14 protein-coding genes are annotated in these 16,190 nt (G+C 64.3%); 1 reads left to right on the forward strand and 13 read right to left on the reverse strand.

From position 1 onward, the window contains the following. Nucleotides 1-59: 59 nt before the first annotated feature. From AAEZ08_RS00665 to AAEZ08_RS00680, 4 genes are all read right to left on the reverse strand, one after another. Nucleotides 60-872 carry a formate/nitrite transporter family protein gene (locus AAEZ08_RS00665; RefSeq protein WP_500123534.1) on the reverse strand — a complete coding sequence of 271 codons (813 nt, stop codon included), beginning with the start codon at nt 870-872 and terminating at the stop codon, nt 60-62. A gap of 181 nt (nt 873-1,053) precedes the next feature. Then, the gene (gene nirD / locus AAEZ08_RS00670) at nt 1,054-1,437 is read right to left on the reverse strand and encodes a nitrite reductase small subunit NirD (RefSeq protein ID WP_003282035.1); all 384 of its coding nucleotides are present in this window, start codon (nt 1,435-1,437) and stop codon (nt 1,054-1,056) included. Further along, nucleotides 1,437-3,995 (reverse strand): nitrite reductase large subunit NirB, encoded by a 2,559-nt coding sequence (gene nirB / locus AAEZ08_RS00675; protein ID WP_500123535.1) that lies wholly within the window; start codon nt 3,993-3,995, stop codon nt 1,437-1,439. Before nirB ends, nirD begins: the two co-directional genes overlap by 1 nt. Nucleotides 3,996-4,430: 435 nt before the next feature. Beyond that, entirely contained in the window at nt 4,431-5,189 is a 759-nt protein-coding gene (locus AAEZ08_RS00680) for an SIR2 family NAD-dependent protein deacylase (RefSeq protein ID WP_500123536.1), read from the reverse strand. Between the two features lie 257 nt (nt 5,190-5,446). Here AAEZ08_RS00680 and AAEZ08_RS00685 point away from each other — a divergent pair, with 257 nt between their 5' ends. Beyond that, nucleotides 5,447-6,772, forward strand: coding sequence for an oxygen-independent coproporphyrinogen III oxidase (locus tag AAEZ08_RS00685; protein ID WP_102819729.1), 1,326 nt, complete (start codon nt 5,447-5,449; stop codon nt 6,770-6,772). 13 nt (nt 6,773-6,785) lie between these two features. Here AAEZ08_RS00685 and AAEZ08_RS00690 read toward each other — a convergent pair whose 3' ends face one another. From AAEZ08_RS00690 to AAEZ08_RS00730, 9 genes are read right to left on the reverse strand one after another with little or no spacing between them, the layout of a single operon-like run. Beyond that, on the reverse strand, nt 6,786-8,282 hold the full coding sequence (locus AAEZ08_RS00690; protein ID WP_500123537.1) for a methyl-accepting chemotaxis protein: 1,497 nt from the start codon (nt 8,280-8,282) through the stop codon (nt 6,786-6,788). 31 nt (nt 8,283-8,313) lie between these two features. Beyond that, the gene (locus AAEZ08_RS00695; protein WP_483032108.1) at nt 8,314-9,603 is read right to left on the reverse strand and encodes a class I SAM-dependent methyltransferase; all 1,290 of its coding nucleotides are present in this window, start codon (nt 9,601-9,603) and stop codon (nt 8,314-8,316) included. After that, complete coding sequence (locus AAEZ08_RS00700; protein WP_500123685.1) at nt 9,590-10,390, reverse strand: DUF1365 domain-containing protein; 801 nt, start codon at nt 10,388-10,390, stop codon at nt 9,590-9,592. Before AAEZ08_RS00700 ends, AAEZ08_RS00695 begins: the two co-directional genes overlap by 14 nt. An 11-nt stretch (nt 10,391-10,401) precedes the next feature. Further along, entirely contained in the window at nt 10,402-11,649 is a 1,248-nt protein-coding gene (locus tag AAEZ08_RS00705) for an NAD(P)/FAD-dependent oxidoreductase (RefSeq protein WP_102819725.1), read from the reverse strand. Nucleotides 11,650-11,651: 2 nt separating this feature from the next. Further along, nucleotides 11,652-12,419: an SDR family NAD(P)-dependent oxidoreductase gene (locus AAEZ08_RS00710; protein WP_500123538.1), complete on the reverse strand. Its 768-nt coding sequence runs from the start codon at nt 12,417-12,419 to the stop codon at nt 11,652-11,654. Continuing rightward, nucleotides 12,416-12,844, reverse strand: a complete 429-nt coding sequence (locus AAEZ08_RS00715; RefSeq protein ID WP_058064413.1) for a nuclear transport factor 2 family protein — start codon at nt 12,842-12,844, stop codon at nt 12,416-12,418. Before AAEZ08_RS00715 ends, AAEZ08_RS00710 begins: the two co-directional genes overlap by 4 nt. After that, the gene (phrB, locus tag AAEZ08_RS00720; protein WP_181066471.1) at nt 12,841-14,271 is read right to left on the reverse strand and encodes a deoxyribodipyrimidine photo-lyase; all 1,431 of its coding nucleotides are present in this window, start codon (nt 14,269-14,271) and stop codon (nt 12,841-12,843) included. The genes AAEZ08_RS00715 and phrB overlap by 4 nt, the downstream gene beginning before the upstream one ends. Continuing rightward, nucleotides 14,268-15,203, reverse strand: a complete 936-nt coding sequence (locus tag AAEZ08_RS00725; RefSeq protein WP_500123539.1) for a MerR family transcriptional regulator — start codon at nt 15,201-15,203, stop codon at nt 14,268-14,270. The genes phrB and AAEZ08_RS00725 overlap by 4 nt, the downstream gene beginning before the upstream one ends. Nucleotides 15,204-15,205: 2 nt before the next feature. Further along, nucleotides 15,206-16,165 (reverse strand): YbgA family protein, encoded by a 960-nt coding sequence (locus AAEZ08_RS00730; RefSeq protein ID WP_102819720.1) that lies wholly within the window; start codon nt 16,163-16,165, stop codon nt 15,206-15,208. Nucleotides 16,166-16,190: the final 25 nt, after the last annotated feature.

Consider the following 16,190-nt stretch of genomic DNA (forward strand, 5'->3'; position numbering starts at 1 on the left):
GTTTATCTGCGCAAAAGCCCCGGCGCGCATGCGAGCCGGGGCCTTCGTTCACTCCAGGGTCAGTAGACGGTGCGCTTGGGTGCGGTGCGCACATGGGTGGTGTAGAGCGTCAGGCCGGTGAAGGCCAGGCCGCCGACCAGGTTGCCCAAAGCGGTGGGGATCTCGTTCCAGAGCATGTAATCCATCACCGAGAAGTCGCCGCCCATGATCATCGCCGAGGGGAACAGAAACATGTTCACCACCGAATGCTCGAAGCCCATGAAGAAGAACAGCATGATCGGCATCCACATGGCGATCACCTTGCCGCTGACCGAGGTGGAGATCATCGCGCCGACGACACCCATCGAGACCATCCAGTTGCACAGCATGCCGCGCAGGAAGATGGTCGCCCAGCCCGCCGCGCCGAACTCCGCGTAGCCCAGTGTGCGGTCCTCGCCGATGTGCGAGATCTTCTCACCGATCGGCCCCGGCTCGGTGGAAAAACCCATGGTGAAGACGAAGGCCATCATGAAGGCGACCACCAGCGCACCGGCGAAGTTGCCGAGAAACACCCAGCCCCAGTTGCGCAGGATGCCATTCACGGTCACACCAGGACGACGGTCGAGCAGGGCCAGCGGGGTGAGCATGAATACCCCGGTGAGCAGGTCGAAGCCCATCAGGTAAAGCATGATGAAGCCCACCGGGAACAGCATCGCGCCAACCAGTGGCGAGCCGGTCTGCACGGTAACGGCTACGGCGAACACCGCGGCGAGGGAGAGGATGGCGCCAGCCATGAAGGCGCGGATCAGCGTGTCGCGGGTGGACATGAAGATCTTCGATTCGCCGGCGTCCACCATCTTGGTGACGAACTCGGCAGGGACTATGTAGGACATGGCGGAATCTCTTTATTGGCAATGGAAGGCCGGCCCCGGCGGTCGTACCGGGGCTGGCTGGGCGTTGTCGGGTTGCAGGGCGAAGCGTTGGGTGTTGCTGAAGGCTCGGTCGCGGTCAAGGCCGCTCCCATGGGATCGGTGCGATTTGGGAGCGGGGAGCCGCGCGAGTAAACGTTGGCAATCAGCCGACGGCGATTTGCACCACGTCTCCCTCCAGGCGCACCGGCCAGACGCGCAGGCTTTGTTCGGGGTATTCCATGCAACTGCCGTCCTGCAGGCGGAAATGCTGCTTGTACAGTGGCGAAGCGATCACCAGCTCACCCTTGAAGTTGCCGACGATGCCGCGGCCGATCACGTTGGCGCCAGACTTGGGGTCGCGGTTGTCGATGGCGAACAGCTGCTCGCCTTCGGCGTTATCGGGCAGGTGAAACAGCGCCACCTGGGCGCCTTCATGCCAGGCCACCACACCGGAATTGGCGACCAGGTCGGCGCGGCTGCACAGCACCTGCCAGGTCGCCGGGGCTGCGGAACGGGAGTCGAGACGAACGACGTTGGACTGGCTCATCAGAGCACCTCCTGGGTAAGTGGGATCAGGTGAAGTTCGCTGGCGCGCACCGGCCGACGCTGGCCACGCTCCTTGACGAAGTGGATGTCGGGGTCGCCGCGTCCGTCGTTAACGAAGGTGCGGAAGCGCTTGAGCTTCTCCGGATCGGAGATGGCATTGGCCCATTCGCACTGGTAGCTGTCGACCACGTGCTGCATCTGGCTTTCCAGCTCGGCGGCAAGGCCCAGGCTGTCGTCGAGGATGACGTCCTTCAGGTAGTCCAGGCCGCCTTCCAGGCTCTCGCGCCAGACCGAAGTGCGCTGCAGCTTGTCGGCGGTGCGCACGTAGAACATCAGCACGCGGTCGATGGTGCGTATCAGCGCTTCGTCGTCGAGGTCGGTGGCGAACAGCTCGGCATGCCGCGGGCGCATGCCGCCGTTACCGCAGACATAGAGGTTCCAGCCTTTGTCGGTGGCGATCACGCCGATGTCCTTGCTCTGCGCTTCGGCGCATTCACGGGTGCAACCGGATACGGCGAACTTGATCTTGTGCGGTGCACGCAGGCCCTTGTAGCGGTCCTCCAGGCGCAGCGCCATGCCGACGCTGTCCTGCACACCGTAGCGGCACCAGGTACTGCCGACGCAGGATTTCACCGTGCGCAGGCTCTTGCCGTAGGCGTGACCGGTTTCGAAGCCAGCGGCGATCAGCTCGCCCCAGATGTCCGGCAGTTCGTGCAGCTGGGCGCCGAACAGGTCGATGCGCTGGCCGCCGGTGATCTTGGTGTAGAGGTCGTATTTCTTCGCCACGGCACCGATGGCGATGAGGCCATCCGGGGTGATCTCGCCACCGGGAATACGCGGCACCACCGAGTAGGTGCCGTTCTTCTGCATGTTGGCCATGAAGGTGTCGTTGGTGTCCTGCAGCGGAATCAGCGCCGGATCGGTGATCGGCTGGTTCCAGCAAGAGGCGAGGATCGAACCCACCGTCGGCTTGCAGATGTCGCAGCCGACATGCCCGCGACCATGCTTGGCCAGCAGTTCGGCGAAGCTCTGGATACCCTCGACGCGGACGATGCCGTAGAGCTCCTGGCGGGTGTAGGCGAAGTGCTCGCACAGGCTTTTGTCCACCGCCACGCCGCGCGCCGACAGTTCGGCGTCGAACACCAGCTTGAGCAGCGCGTTGCAGCCGCCGCAGCCGGTGGCCGCCTTGGTTGCGGCCTTGAGTTCGCCGAGGTCGGTGACGCCAGCGTCGACCTGGCAGCACACCGCGCCCTTGCTGACGTTGTGGCAGGAGCAGATGGTCGCGCTGGCCGGCAGGGCGTCTGGACCAAGGGTCGGAGCGCCCTCGGTCTGCGGCAGGATCAGCGCGGACGGATCGGCCGGCAGCTTGATGCCGTTCTGCGCGTACTGCAGCAGGGTGTCGTAGTAGCTGTTGTCACCGACCAGCACCGCGCCGAGCACGGTCTTGCCATCGGCGGATACCACCAAACGGCGGTAGCTGGCGCTGGCCTCGTCGATAAAGCGGTAGCTGCGCGAGCCCGGCGTGGCACCATGGGCATCGCCGATGGAGCCTACATCCACGCCAAGCAGTTTCAGCTTGGTCGACATGTCGGCGCCGTAGAAGGGCTCGTGGGGTTCCTCGGCCAGCTGCGCGGCGACACTGCGCGCCATGCTGTAGCCGGGAGCAACCAGGCCGAACACGCTGCCGTTCCAGCTGGCGCACTCGCCGATGGCGAAGATCGCCGGGTCAGAGGTGCGGCATTCGCTGTCGATCACGATGCCGCCGCGCGGGGCAATCTCCAGATCCGCGACATGGCCGAGGGCGTCCTGCGGGCGGATGCCGGCAGAAAACACGATCAGGTCGGTTTCGAGGAGTTCGCCATCGGTGAAGTTCATCCGCCAGGCGTAGTCCTCGCCGGCGACAATTTCCTGAGTGGCGCGCGACAGGTGCACGCCGACGCCGAGCGACTCGATGCGCGCCTTCAATGCCGCGCCGCCTTCGCCGTCCAGCTGTACTGGCATCAGGCGCGGGGCGAATTCGACGACATGGGCTTCCAGGCCTAGCGACTTCAGCGCGTTGGCCGCTTCCAGGCCGAGCAGACCGCCACCAACCACCACACCGCGTGTGGCGCCGCTGGCGGCCGCACGAATCGCATCAAGGTCGTCGAGGGTGCGGTAGACCAGTCGCGCGCTGCCTTCGGCACCGGTGATCGGTGGCACGAAGGGGTAGGAGCCAGTGGCAAGAATCAGTTGGTCGTAGGGCTGGCGGCCGGCACTGGTGACGACTTCCTTGCGCTCGCGGTCGATGCCCAGCACCTGTACGCCCAGATGGGTGTAGACGCCGTGGCTGCTGTAGTAGTCGGCATCGCACATGGCCAGCGACTCGGCATCGCGACCGCCGAAGTATTCGGACAGGTGCACGCGATCGTAGGCACGCTGGCGCTCCTCGCCGAACACATGCAGCTCGTAGCGGGTGAGGGCGCCGCGCTCGATCAGCTGTTCGATGCAGTGGTGACCGACCATGCCGTTGCCGACGATGACCAGTTTTTCGAGCGTGAGCGGAGTGACGGTAGAACTCATGGCCTTTCCTCAGTCGAGCTGCTGCGGCACTGGGCCGGCAAAACGCAAAAAGGCGCCTGGAGCTGGTATCAGCTCCAGGCGCCTTTGCCTGGTAATTAGTGGTGTGTGGGGTGGTCGGTCAGGCCTCGTTGCCTGCTACACCCGATCCCGTGCCTGTTGGCTTGACGGTCGCCGCTGACCGTCTGGGATGTCCTGCCGCGAGGCGGCAGGTGTTGCGAGGGCGATTGCAGGTTGTATGCCAGCTTTTCCAGTAGCGCGCATGTGCGGCTGCCAGGCCGGTGATTGCGCGGTGCTGGTCGCTAGGATGCTCAGCGATCAGCCTTCGTAACTCTGACCTGAGCGCGGCAGGCTTGAACCAGAACAGTGCGACGGTGCGGGCACGCTCCCCCCTTTGGGGCAATCAGGACCAGAGGCAGGGCGCAGATTGTTTCTGCATCAACCGCCAAACGCCTCGCGGAGCAGCTTCGGTAGCGCTTGGCCGGCAGACATGGCGATCAGATGCTCGCGGTTGCCGGCAGTAGCCTCGCCCTGTGGGTTGATGTGCACCACGGTGGCTCCGGCGTCGCGCGCCCGGTGCGGCACCTCGGCAGCGGGATAGACCACGCCGGATGTGCCCACCGACAGCAGCAGGTCGCATTCGCCAGCCGCCTTGAACGCGGCACTGAGTGCAGCGACGGGCAGGCTCTCGCCGAACCAGACGACGCTGGGGCGCAGCCGTCCGCCGCAGTGGCTGCAACGGGGCGGTTCGAGGCGACGACCGCCTTCGGGCTCGTCGGCAGCCGGCAGTGGCTCGGCTGGCTCGCGGGCGCAGGCGAAACAGCGCGGTCGGTGCAGGCTGCCGTGCAGGTGAATGACATCCTCGCTGCCGGCACGCTCGTGCAGGTCGTCGACGTTCTGCGTGATGAGCGTCAGTTGCGGTACATGGCGCGCGAGGTCGGCGATGGCCAGATGAGCAGGATTCGGCTGGGATTGGAGGACGCGCATGCGCCGCCATTCATACCAGCCCCAGACCAGCGCCGGATCGCGGCGAAACGCTTCGGGCGTGGCCAGCTCGCCCGGATCGAAACGCTCCCATAAACCGGTCAGCGCGTCGCGGAAGGTCGGGATGCCGCTCTCGGCGGAAACGCCGGCACCGGTGAACACGACGACATGGCGCGCCGAGCGCAGCGCGGAAATCAGAGAAGCTGGAATCACGGTCGGCTCCGGATCAGGAATGGCTGACCATCAATACCATCACGTCGCTGGCTTTCCAACGCGCCTGCTGGGCGAACGGCATTGGCTGGTGTCGGCTGTTCAAGCAGCACATCTTCCTTCGCGTCGAAGTTCTGACCGTCCAGCCGTTCGCTTTGGCCATCTGTCACCTACTTGACGGACGTCAACGCCACGGGCAGCGGCTCGCGGATGATGCCCCATACAGCAATAGACGCAATATTCGATGCCGGGAGGCTCTTATGCTTGGCTCAGTGGACTGGGATGACAGCCTGGTACAACGTTACGGGCAGATCGGGCGGCTGCATTGCAGCTATCCGGCGGCGGTCGATTTCAGCGACCGTATCGCACCACTGGACTTGCTACGTGCGCTGCGGGAAAGCCGCCGAGCAGGGCGTCCGCTTTCCATCGCGATTCAGCAGCCCGACGGCGCAGAGTTGAAGCCCGGCGAGGCAGCGGCCTACCAGCTGCGTCTTGAGCGCGAGATCGATCAACTCGGTTGCCACGTCGGGCCGATGCAGCAGGTCGAGCAGTTGCGGCTGAGCGCCGGCACACTGGGTATCGAGGCGCTGCAGCGGTTGGTAAGACTGCTCAAGGCGCGATTCAGCTTTGTCGATCCTCGTGCGGGCAGCTTTACCGCCGAGGTGGAACTGGCCCATGTCGACTGGCCGCTGATCGGGGCTCTGCATGAGCTCGGTTTCAACCAGCTCAGCGTCGCCGTACCGGACCTGCGAGCCGATGATGGCGGGACGGTGGAGTACTTCCGCAGCTCAGCACGCATCCGCGCAGTGATCGAGGCAGCGCACGCCTTGCACTACCGCTCGGTGAATCTCGATCTCGGCTACGGCAGGTCGTGGCAGACGCCCGCGAGCTTTGCGCGCAAGCTGGCGTCGATCATCGAACTGGCACCCGATCAGGTCACCATGTTCGACTACCGCGATGTCACTCCAGGCGGCGCGCGACTTGGCCTGGCTTCGGTCGCCGACACGCTGGCGATGTATCGCCATGGGGTCGAGCAGTTGAGTGCCGCCGGTTATCGCTACATCGGTCTTGGCAAGTTTGTGCTGCCGCATGATGACCTGGCCATGGCACAGGAGATTGGCGCACTGCATCACGATGTCCTCGGCTATACGCCGCATGGTGAGTGCGATCATCTTGGGTTGGGTGTCGGTGCTATCAGCCGGGTCGGTGGGTTGTTCTGCCAGAACGTCAGCACGGTCCAGGCCTATCAGCAGGCACTTGATCAGGGTCAGTTACCCAGCAGCTGCGGCCTGCATGCCAGCCATGTCGATCCGCTGCATAACAGGCTGATCGAGCGCTTGCTGTGCACCTTCGCGCTGGATTTCGATGCCCTCAGCCTGCAAAGCGGTGTGGAGGTGCGCCAGCGTTACGCCGAGCACTGGGCAACGCTACGGCAGTTGCATGCCGATGGTGTAATCGTGCTGCAAGAAAACGGGCTGGAGATACCGCCGCACGCTCGACTGCTGGTTGCAGCCGTATGTGCGGCGTTCGAACACCCTAGCGTTGCGGCGCAAGGCCATTCCGTTGGCCAAGGCTGGCAGCGCTAAGCTGACCTCGATTTCAGCGTACGGTGAAGCGACCGCTCAGGTTGCCCAGGCGACCCGCCAGCTCGTGGAGCTGGCGACCATCGCTGTCCAGCTGGCTGGCATCGCCGGCGTTGCGTTCGGCGATCTGCTGAACGCTCTGCAGATGACGCCCCATATCGGCTGAAACGGCCGTCTGCTCATGGGTCGCTGCGGCAATCATCTCGTTCATCTGACTGATGCCCTCGATCTCGCTGGCGATGGCGTCCAGCAGGGCGGTGGTGTCCTGGCTGCTGCTCACGCAACGGGCCACGCTGTCGCGGCTGTTCTGCATCGCTTCGGTGGCCTTGCGACTGCCTTGCTGCAGGCGGCTAATGATGCCCTGGATCTCGGTGGTGGAAGCTGCGGTCTTCTGCGCCAGATTGCGCACCTCGTCGGCGACCACGGCGAACCCGCGACCCTGTTCCCCGGCTCGTGCGGCCTCGATGGCGGCATTGAGGGCGAGCAGGTTGGTCTGTTCGGCGATGGTACGGATCACCTCCAGCACGCGGTCGATTTGCTCCGATTGCGCGGCCAGGTCCTGAACCACGCGGTCGGTGCCTTCGATGTGTTCGGCAAGGGTGCTGATCTCGCTGCGCACGCCACTCACCGCATTACGGCCCTGGCTGGCTTTCTGACTGGCGCCTTGTGCTGCCTGAGCGGCGCGATCGGCATGGCCGGCAACATCATCGATGGCTACGGTCATTTGTTGCATGGCCTCGACCATGTACGCGGTTTCATCCAGCTGGCGGCTGGCTCCGTCACGCAACTGGCGAGTCGCGTCGCTCAGGTTTGCCGCCGTACCCCCCAGGCCTGCGGTGTCGCGTACCACTGATCCGACCAGTTCGCCCAGTTGATCGAGCAGTTGATTGAAGCGCTGGGTGACCGGCCCGCTGACCTGGCTGCGGTAGCTCAGATCGATGCGTTCGGAACGCGCGGTGATGGCGGCGGCAGCGCCGAGCAGCGCTTCGCCTTCGCGGGCCTCGGCGGCGGCACGGATTGCCAGATAGACCAGGATTGCGCTTTCCAGCACCACGTAGAACGCATGCAGGAATACCTCGCCCCAGTTGCCATCGGGCATCAGGAATACGTCGGTGCCCTGTTGTTGCAGGGCGAAAAAGCTCAGGTGGTGCACGGCGATGGTCAGCGCGGCGACCACGATGGGCAGCCAGTCGCGGTAGTAAACCAAAAATGCCAGCAGCGCGAAGATGCCGAAGTGCATCTCCAGCATGCCGTGAGCCTGGTTGATATGCAGCGCGGAGAACACCATGAATGCGGCGCCGATCAGGCAGCGCAGCAACCGTTGACCGGGTATCAGCAGGTACAGCGCCGTTACCGCGATACCGGTCAGCCCGCCGATAACCAAGGCTTGTGCCCAGGTGTCATAGAACGCCGCTACTCCGAAGGAATAGATCACCAGAAACCAGATCACACCCAGCATGATGCGATCGGCCTTCAGATAATGCGCTTGCAGCGTGACGCTTTCGGTGTTCATGAGGGGCTCCGGATGAAGTTACGCAAGGCTGTTAGCGGCTTGTATTTGAGCCACTTGACCCGTCGTAGAGCGGTTTCCGACGAGCGCCCGGTTTGGCCAATAGCAGCTGTGCGGTGCCGATGGCGCGTTCGATGAAACCGCCCTCGCAGTAGCACAGATAGAACTCCCAGAGCCGGTAGAAATAGTCGTCATAACCGTTGCGCTCCAGCTCGCCCCGGGCGAGGCGGAAGTTCTCGTGCCACAGGCGCAGAGTGCGCGCGTAGTGTTCGCCGAAGTCCTCCATGTGCAGCAGGTTCATGTCCGAGTCGCTGGACACGACATTGAGCATCCGTTGCATGGAGGGCAGCGCGCCGCCAGGGAAGATGTAGCGCTGGATGAAGTCGACGCTGCGCCGCGCCTGTTCGTAGCGCTGGTCGCGAATGGTGATGGCCTGCAGCAGCATCAGCCCGTCGTCCTTGAGCAGCCGCGAGCACTGGCGGAAGTACGTGGGCAGGAAGTCGTGGCCGACCGCTTCGATCATCTCGATGGAAACCAGCTTGTCGAACTGACCGTCGAGATCGCGGTAGTCCTTGAGCAGCAGGGTGATGCGGTCCTGCAGGCCCTGTTCTTCGATGCGTCGTTGGGTGTAGGCGAACTGTTCGCGCGACAGCGTGGTGGTGGTCACCCGGCAGCCGCGATGGGTAGCGGCATAGAGCGCCATGCTGCCCCAGCCGGTGCCGATCTCCAGCAAGTGATCCTCGGGCTGCAGGTCGAGCTTTTCGCAGATGCGCTCGAGCTTGTGTAGCTGGGCCTGTTCCAGATCCTGTTCGGGGCTGGTGAACATTGCCGCCGAGTACATCATGGTCGGGTCGAGAAATTGCTCGAAGAGCTCGTTGCCGAGGTCGTAATGGGCGGCGATATTGCGCTGCGAACCGCTGCGGGTGTTGCGGTTGAGCCAGTGCAGGGCCTTGATCACCGGCTGGCCGAACAGCGCCAGGCTGCCGCGCTCAATGTTGTCGAGCACGTCCATGTTGGCGACGAATAGGCGGATCACCGCGGTGAGGTCCGGGCTGTGCCAATAGCCATGAATGTAGGCCTCGCCGGCGCCGATCGAACCGCGCGCAGCGATCAGGCCCCAGGCGGCACTGTCGGTCACGTGTATCTCTGCCTTGAGCGGACTCGCCAAGTCGCCGAACAGCTGGCAGACATCGCCATGCTGCAGCCTCAGCAACCCGTGGCGCAGGTGTTCGAGCTGATTCAGCACGGTACGGCGCAGCAGGCTGCTGGCCAGTCCCATGCCCGCCAGCGGACGGGCTTTGACGGTCAGGCTAGGGCTCTTCATGGCGGGCTCCGGTGGGTTGCGTGACGGCCAGCCCGTACGCCGTGGTAGCGGGCTGATGGGTAAAGATCGGTGCGCGCTTGAGTAGCAGGCGCAGCGCCTGCCAGTAGATGGCGAGCAGGGTCTTGGCGGTCATCCAGGGGAAACCGAGCAGGTAGCGGTGCACTGCGCCGGAAGTCAGTGCCTGGCGTTGCAGGCCGAGAGTGGCGTCGAACAGCTTCTGCTCGCCCTGCCAGTCCTCCATGTGTACGCCGATGCGCCGTCCCGGCGGGTTGAAACGCATGCGGTATTCCAGCTCGCCAGGCAGGAACGGCGAGACGTGGAAGGTTTTGGCCACGGTGCAGCGCAGATTGCGATTGCCGGATGCGGGCAGCACGTAGTGATAACGCTCGTGCCAGGGCGTGTTGCTGACTTCGCAGAGCACCGCGGTCAGCTGTTCCTGTTCGTCGAAGCAATAGAAGAAGCTGACCGGGTTGAAGCACAGGCCCCAGCTGCGCGGCTGGGTCAGCAGGCGCACGGCGCCGGTGACCGGCCGCCCGAGGGCTTCGCTGACCCGCTGGCGGACGGCGTCGGCCAGCGTGATGCCCTGGCTGGTGTATTGCGGCAGGTAGTCGCGCTCGCGGAAGGAAAATGCGGCGAAGCGGGCGCGCCCGCTCAAGGGTGAAAGCCCGAGCACCGCGTCCTGCTCGGCCAGATCGAGGTACAGCAAGCCCATGCGATAGCTGAACGCATGGGCCCGCGGCGCGAAGCGCCGATGCTGCACCCAGCCGCTGTACAGCGCGCTGTGCACGATGGCGCTACTCACAGCGACTCTCCGAAGGCGGCGGCGACGCGCAGCGCGCTGACCACACCGTCCTCGTGGAAGCCGTTACCCCAATAGGCGCCACAGAAGTAGCTGTGGTGATCGCCGAGGAGTTCGTCGGCACGGGTCTGCGCGGTGATGCCGGCCAGGCTGTACTGCGGGTGGGCGTAGGAGAAGCGCGCGAGGATCAGTTCCGGATCGATCGCTTCGCTCTGGTTGAGGCTGACGCAGAAGGTTTCCGGCGACTCGATGCCCTGCAGAATGTTCATGTTGTAGGTCACCGCGGCCTGCTGCGCGGTCGGCCCACCGAGGCGGTAGTTCCAGCTGGCCCAGGCGCGGCGCCGCTTGGGCAGCAGGCGCGTATCGGTGTGCAGCACCACGTCGTTTGCGGCGTAGCCGATGGCTCCGAGGATCTCTCGTTCGACCCGGCTCGGTTCGGCCAGCAGGCTCAGCGCCTGGTCGCTGTGACAGGCGAAGATCACCTTGTCGAAACGCTCGGCACCGGCCGGGCTCTGGATCGTTACGCCGTGCTCATCGCGCAGCACCTCGAACACCGGGCAGTTGAGACGGATGTGCTGGCTGAAACCCCGCGTCAGTGGCGATACATAGGCGCTGGAGCCGCCTTCGACGACGTACCACTGTGGGCGATCGCTCACCGACAGCAGCCCGTGGTTCTTGAAGAAGCGGATGAAGAATTCCACCGGGAATTCCAGCATGTCGGCCAGCGACATCGACCAGATCGCCGCGCCCATCGGCACGATGTAGTGATCGATGAAGCGCTGGCTGTAGCGGCCCAGCTTGAGGTAGTCGCCGAGGGTGACCTGGGCCCCGATGCGGCCGTGCTTGTAGTCATCCAGCGCTTCGCGGTTGAAGCGCAGGATGTCGCGGATCATGCCCCAGAAGGGCGGCGAGAGTAGGTTGCTGCGCTGGGCGAACAGGGTGTTGAGGTCGTGGCCGTTGTATTCCAGGTCGCTGCGCGGGTCGCTCACCGAAAAGCTCATTTCGGTCGGCTTGTAGCGCACCCCGATTTTGTCCAGCAACTTGATGAAGTTGGGGTAGGTCCAGTCGTTGAAGACGATGAAGCCGGTGTCCACCGCGTAGTCCCGGCCGTGCATGCGAAAGTCGACGGTATGGGTGTGACCACCGATCCAGCTGGCGGATTCGAACACCGCGATCTGGTGCTGACGGGACAGCAGATGCGCACAGGTAAGTCCGGCAATACCGCTGCCGATGATGGCGATCTTCATGGTTATCCTTCCTTGAGTGGCGTGCGCGCCAGTCGCCGGCCGAGGGCGAATTGCAGGCGTGCGGGCAGCAGTGAGAGCAGGCGCAGTACGGCGATGAACGGCGCGGGAAAAGCGATGTGCAGCGGGCGGCGTTCCAGGCGCCTGGCGATCTGCCGTGCGGCCTTGTCCGCCGGCCAGCTCATGGGCATGGGAAAGTCGTTGCGACGGGTCAGCGGTGTGTCGACGAAACCGGGGCTGACGAGGGTAACGTCGATGCCCTCGCTGGCCAGATCCAGACGCAGTGATTCGAGCAGGTAGCGCAGCGCAGCCTTGGATGCGCCGTAAGCCCCGGCACGCGGTAGCGGCAGCCAGGTCACCGAGCTGCCGACACCGACCAGATGCGGGCGCACCCCTTGGCGCAGCAGTGGCAATGCGGCCTCGATGCAGTAGCCGACGGCAAGCACGTTGGCGCCCATCACACGCTCCAGCAGCGCCGCGTCGAATCGGTCGGCATCGATGTATTCGCAGGTGCCGGCATTGAGGATTACGCTGTCCAGCGCGCCCCATTGCGTCTGGATGGCGGTGCCGATGTCGTGCACCTGTTCGCTGTCGGTGAGATCCCCGGGCAACACCAGTACTCGCCCCGGGTAACGCCGGGCAAAGGCCTGCAGCGGCTCGGCGCGGCGTGCCGACAGCGCCAGGCAGTGCCCGTCGGCGAGCAGCTGGCGCGCCAGCTCCAGGCCGATGCCACTGCTGGCGCCGGTCAGCCAGATACGTCGCGAGAGGTTCACGCGAGCCTCCGCTGCAGCCAGCGAATGGCCGCGCCGAGCAGCGGCACATGCTGATAGAGCAGGGCGCCGGCATCGAAGTAGTCGCGGTGGCGGACGACTTTGCCTGCGCCATTCCAGCGCAGCAGCGAGCAGCCTTCGAGGCTGATCAGCTCGCCGCCGTTCAGCCGCGGATGACGGTAGCTCATGATCCAGCGCAGATAGCCCTGGCCGTCGCATACCTCGTCGTGGCTGATGAACTCGAAATGCAGGTGTTCGACGTTGGCGTACAGCTCGCTGAAATAGCGTTCCAGCTCGACTAGCCCGCAGACCTCATGCAGCGGGTCGGTGAAGTGCACGTCGGCGCTGTAGAGGTCGCGCAGGCGGTCGAGATTGGTCGCGTCGAGACGGGCGAACTCGCTGGCGAAACGCTGCAGGAAGCCGCTCATGCTTGCGCGTCCGGCAAGTTGCGAAAGGCATCCAGCGCCCTTGCGCGCGTGGCACTGAGGTCGACGATGGGTGCCGGATATTCCGTTACGCCAAACAGGCTGCGGTGCGCCGACGGGTTATGCACGTCGCGCTTGCTCAGGTGCTGCAGCTCGGGAAGCCAGCGGCGCAGGAACTGCCCGTCCGGGTCGAAGCGCTGCGACTGGCTGATCGGATTGAACAGGCGGAAGTAGGGCACCGAATCCGTGCCGGTGGAGGCGCTCCACTGCCAGCCGCCGTTGTTGGCGGCAAGGTCGCCGTCGATCAGGTGGCGCATGAACCAGCGCTCGCCCTCACGCCAATCGATCAGCAGGTTCTTGCTGAGGAACATGGCGACGATCATGCGTAAACGGTTGTGCATCCAGCCGGTTTCCTGCATCTGTCGCATGGCTGCATCGATGACCGGAAAGCCGGTGCGGCCCTGCTGCCATGCTTCCAGCTCGTATGGCGCGCGCCGCCATGGCAGCGCCTCGGTTTCCGGGCGGAAGGCGCGGTACATCGACACCCGTGGGTAGCCCACCAGAATGTGCTTGTAGAACTCGCGCCAGAGCAGTTCGTTGATCCAGGTGGTAGCGCCGGTGCTGCCGCTGTCCAGCTCGCCCTGGTTGTAGCCAAGCGCCGCGTGCAGGCACTGGCGGATGGAAAGGACGCCAGCGGCGAGATAGGCCGACAGCTGGCTGGTACCGGGCTCGGCGGGCAGGTCGCGGCGCTGGTGGTAATCGCTCAGGTCGTCCTCTACGAACATTGCCAGGCGCCGTTGCGCGAATTCTTCACCAGCGGGCCACAACGCGCGCAAGTAGTCGGTCGGTCGTGGGAAACCAGCCACCGCTGCGGGAACCGGATCGCTGGTGATGGAAACAGGCGCCTGCGCTGCCGGCAGCGGCACGCAGGGCGGCAGCGACACACTGAGGCGCGAGAGGCACTGTTTGCGAAACTGACTGAACACCTTGAAGTAGCTACCCGACTGCGTCTGCACGCTACCCGGGGTGAACAGCAGCTGGTCGAGATAACCGCGCACGCGGATGTCGAGGTCATCCAGCTTTGCAGCGACGGCTCGATCTCTGCGCTGCTCGTTGACGCCATACTCTTCGTTGTAATGCACACCCTGCACGTTCAGTTCGCGGCAGAGTTTCAGCAATGCGTCTGGTACCGTCTGCCAATCATCGACCTCGCGAATCAGCAGTGGCACGTTTAGCGCGCCCAGCCGGGTGGACAGCTCGGCAAGGTTGCGCAACCAGAAATCGACCTTGCAGGGGGCATCGTCGTGGGCAAGCCACTGGCCAGGCGTGACCAGATAAAGCGCCACGGTCGGGCCGGCCGCCAAGGCAGCTGCCAGGGCAGTGTTGTCACTCGTGCGTAGATCCGTACGAATCCAGAGCAATTGAGTCATGACGAGCTCCCTTCGCTGCCGGGCAGCAGGCCTGCGCCATGCAGCTGTTGCAGAGCGCCGAGGGGACCCTCGGCGAGCATCAGCCCGCGGTGTCGATGCAGTTCCGGAGCGTGGATATGAACGGCCGGGCCGGCCACGCAGAGCGGCGCGATGCTTTGCTCGATCAGGCGTGGCAGGTCGCGTTGCAGGCAGTTGCCCGGCAGGCTGTTGCTCGCGTAGAGCAACAGGGCGCGAGGCAGGATGCGTTCCATTGCCAGGCTCAGCTCGTTCAGCGGTACCGGCCACTCGATGATCTCGACCGGGCAGTCTGTGCTGGAGACGAGCCAGGCGGTCAGCCACAGGTCCGGCGCGAAGGACTCATCGTCCAGATTGGCAAGCAGCAGCGGGCGCCCTGCCTGTTGGCGATTGTTGAAGTAGATGCGTGTCGCCAGCTTGCTGCGTAGCCAGGAATGAAACAGCACCCGCTCCACGGCGGCGCCGTATTGGCCCTGCCAGCGTTGTTCGAGCGCGTCGAGTAGCGGATGCAGCAGGTGCTGGCAAAGCGTGCGCGGCGGATACAGCGCCATGGCCCGGTTGAAGGCATCGTCCAGACGTCGTTCGCTGAGGCGGTCAATGGCCTGCAGCAGCTCTTCGCGGAGCTCGGACCACTGGTTCTGCCTGGGCAGCTCCGGAGGCGTGGTAGTGTCCAGCAGCGGCTTGATCTGGCTGACGGAGACACCGCGGTTGAGCCAGGTGAGGATGTCGCGGATGCGCTGGATGTGCGCCTCTTCATACAGCCGATGACCCTTGGGCGTGCGCAGCGGGACGATCAGCCCGTAACGGCGCTCCCAGGCACGCAGGGTCACAGCGTTGACGCCGGTAATACGCGCCACTTCGCGGATCGGCAGCAGGCCATCGGCGGTCTGCTGCTCCAGGTCCTTTGGTTCACTCATGGTCAGATTCCGTTGCGCAGGCTTAGGGTTTCAGGGTGCGGCTGCATATAGGCCTGGCGCGCAATGTAGTGATCGGGGTGACGGCGGAAGTGATGCTTGAGCAGCGTAAGCGGCACCACCAGAGGGATGACTCCGTCGCGGTACTGGTCGATGAGGTGGCGTATCTCGCGGCGATCTTCCGAGCCCAGTGCGTTCTTGAGATAGCCACTCAAATGCAGCAGAACGTTGCAGTGCGTGCCGCGAGTTGCCGGCTTTTTAAGTGCTTGCATCATTTGGCTGAAGTAGTGGGGCGCAAACTCCTCGAGCGAGTGTTCGGCCAATCGGGCGACCAGGCGACCTAGCACCTTGTATTGCAGCGGGTTGCTGGCCATCAGCTGATACTTGTAACGCGAGTGGAAATCGACGACGGCGCGCCGCGTCAGTCCGGCTTCAAAGAGGCGCTGCCAGTCGGCGTAGGCGTAGACGCGGGTCAGGAAGTTCTCGCGCAGCACGGCATCATTCAGCCGGCCATCCTCTTCTACCGGAAGGTCAGGGCAGGCCTGCATCAGCGCCTGGGCGAACACGCCGGTGCCTCCACCGGGCAAGGTATGGCCGTTGGCGGCATAGACCTTGACGCGTTCCATTCCGCAGGACGGCGACTTCTGCATGAGGATGTAGCCGCTGATACCGTGCAGCTGCTCAGCGATCTGCCGACCGTAGGTGGCCAGCGCTTCGGTGACGTCCAGTTCAGGGCGTACGGTCCCGACTGCCCTCGGCGCGTCGGTATCGCCTACCAGGCGAATCGGTTCGCGAGGCGTGCCAAGCCCGATGGCCACCTCCGGGCATACCGGAATGAACTCGAAGTGTTGCGCCAGGGTTTCGCTGCACAGGCGTGATTCCTTGTGTCCGCCATTGAAGCGCACCGGGTTGCCTAGCAGACAGGCGCTGATTCCGATCTTGGGCGTGGGAAGCGTGGTGTGCATGGTGGTGACCTCATCCTGTACAAGC

Source organism: Pseudomonas sp. E45-MNA-CIBAN-0222, from assembly GCF_040310405.1.
GTDB lineage: Bacteria > Pseudomonadota > Gammaproteobacteria > Pseudomonadales > Pseudomonadaceae > Stutzerimonas > Stutzerimonas stutzeri_AC.

Coding starts and splice junctions, on each gene's coding strand:
- AAEZ08_RS00730 (WP_102819720.1), bottom strand. CDS start 16,165: ATGCACACCACGCTTCCCACGCCCAAGATCGGAATCAGCGCCTGTCTG.
- AAEZ08_RS00665 (WP_500123534.1), bottom strand. CDS start 872: ATGTCCTACATAGTCCCTGCCGAGTTCGTCACCAAGATGGTGGACGCC.
- AAEZ08_RS00725 (WP_500123539.1), bottom strand. CDS start 15,203: ATGAGTGAACCAAAGGACCTGGAGCAGCAGACCGCCGATGGCCTGCTG.
- AAEZ08_RS00690 (WP_500123537.1), bottom strand. CDS start 8,282: ATGAACACCGAAAGCGTCACGCTGCAAGCGCATTATCTGAAGGCCGAT.
- AAEZ08_RS00715 (WP_058064413.1), bottom strand. CDS start 12,844: ATGAGCGGCTTCCTGCAGCGTTTCGCCAGCGAGTTCGCCCGTCTCGAC.
- phrB (WP_181066471.1), bottom strand. CDS start 14,271: ATGACTCAATTGCTCTGGATTCGTACGGATCTACGCACGAGTGACAAC.
- AAEZ08_RS00685 (WP_102819729.1), top strand. CDS start 5,447: ATGCTTGGCTCAGTGGACTGGGATGACAGCCTGGTACAACGTTACGGG.
- nirD (WP_003282035.1), bottom strand. CDS start 1,437: ATGAGCCAGTCCAACGTCGTTCGTCTCGACTCCCGTTCCGCAGCCCCG.
- nirB (WP_500123535.1), bottom strand. CDS start 3,995: ATGAGTTCTACCGTCACTCCGCTCACGCTCGAAAAACTGGTCATCGTC.
- AAEZ08_RS00705 (WP_102819725.1), bottom strand. CDS start 11,649: ATGAAGATCGCCATCATCGGCAGCGGTATTGCCGGACTTACCTGTGCG.
- AAEZ08_RS00695 (WP_483032108.1), bottom strand. CDS start 9,603: ATGAAGAGCCCTAGCCTGACCGTCAAAGCCCGTCCGCTGGCGGGCATG.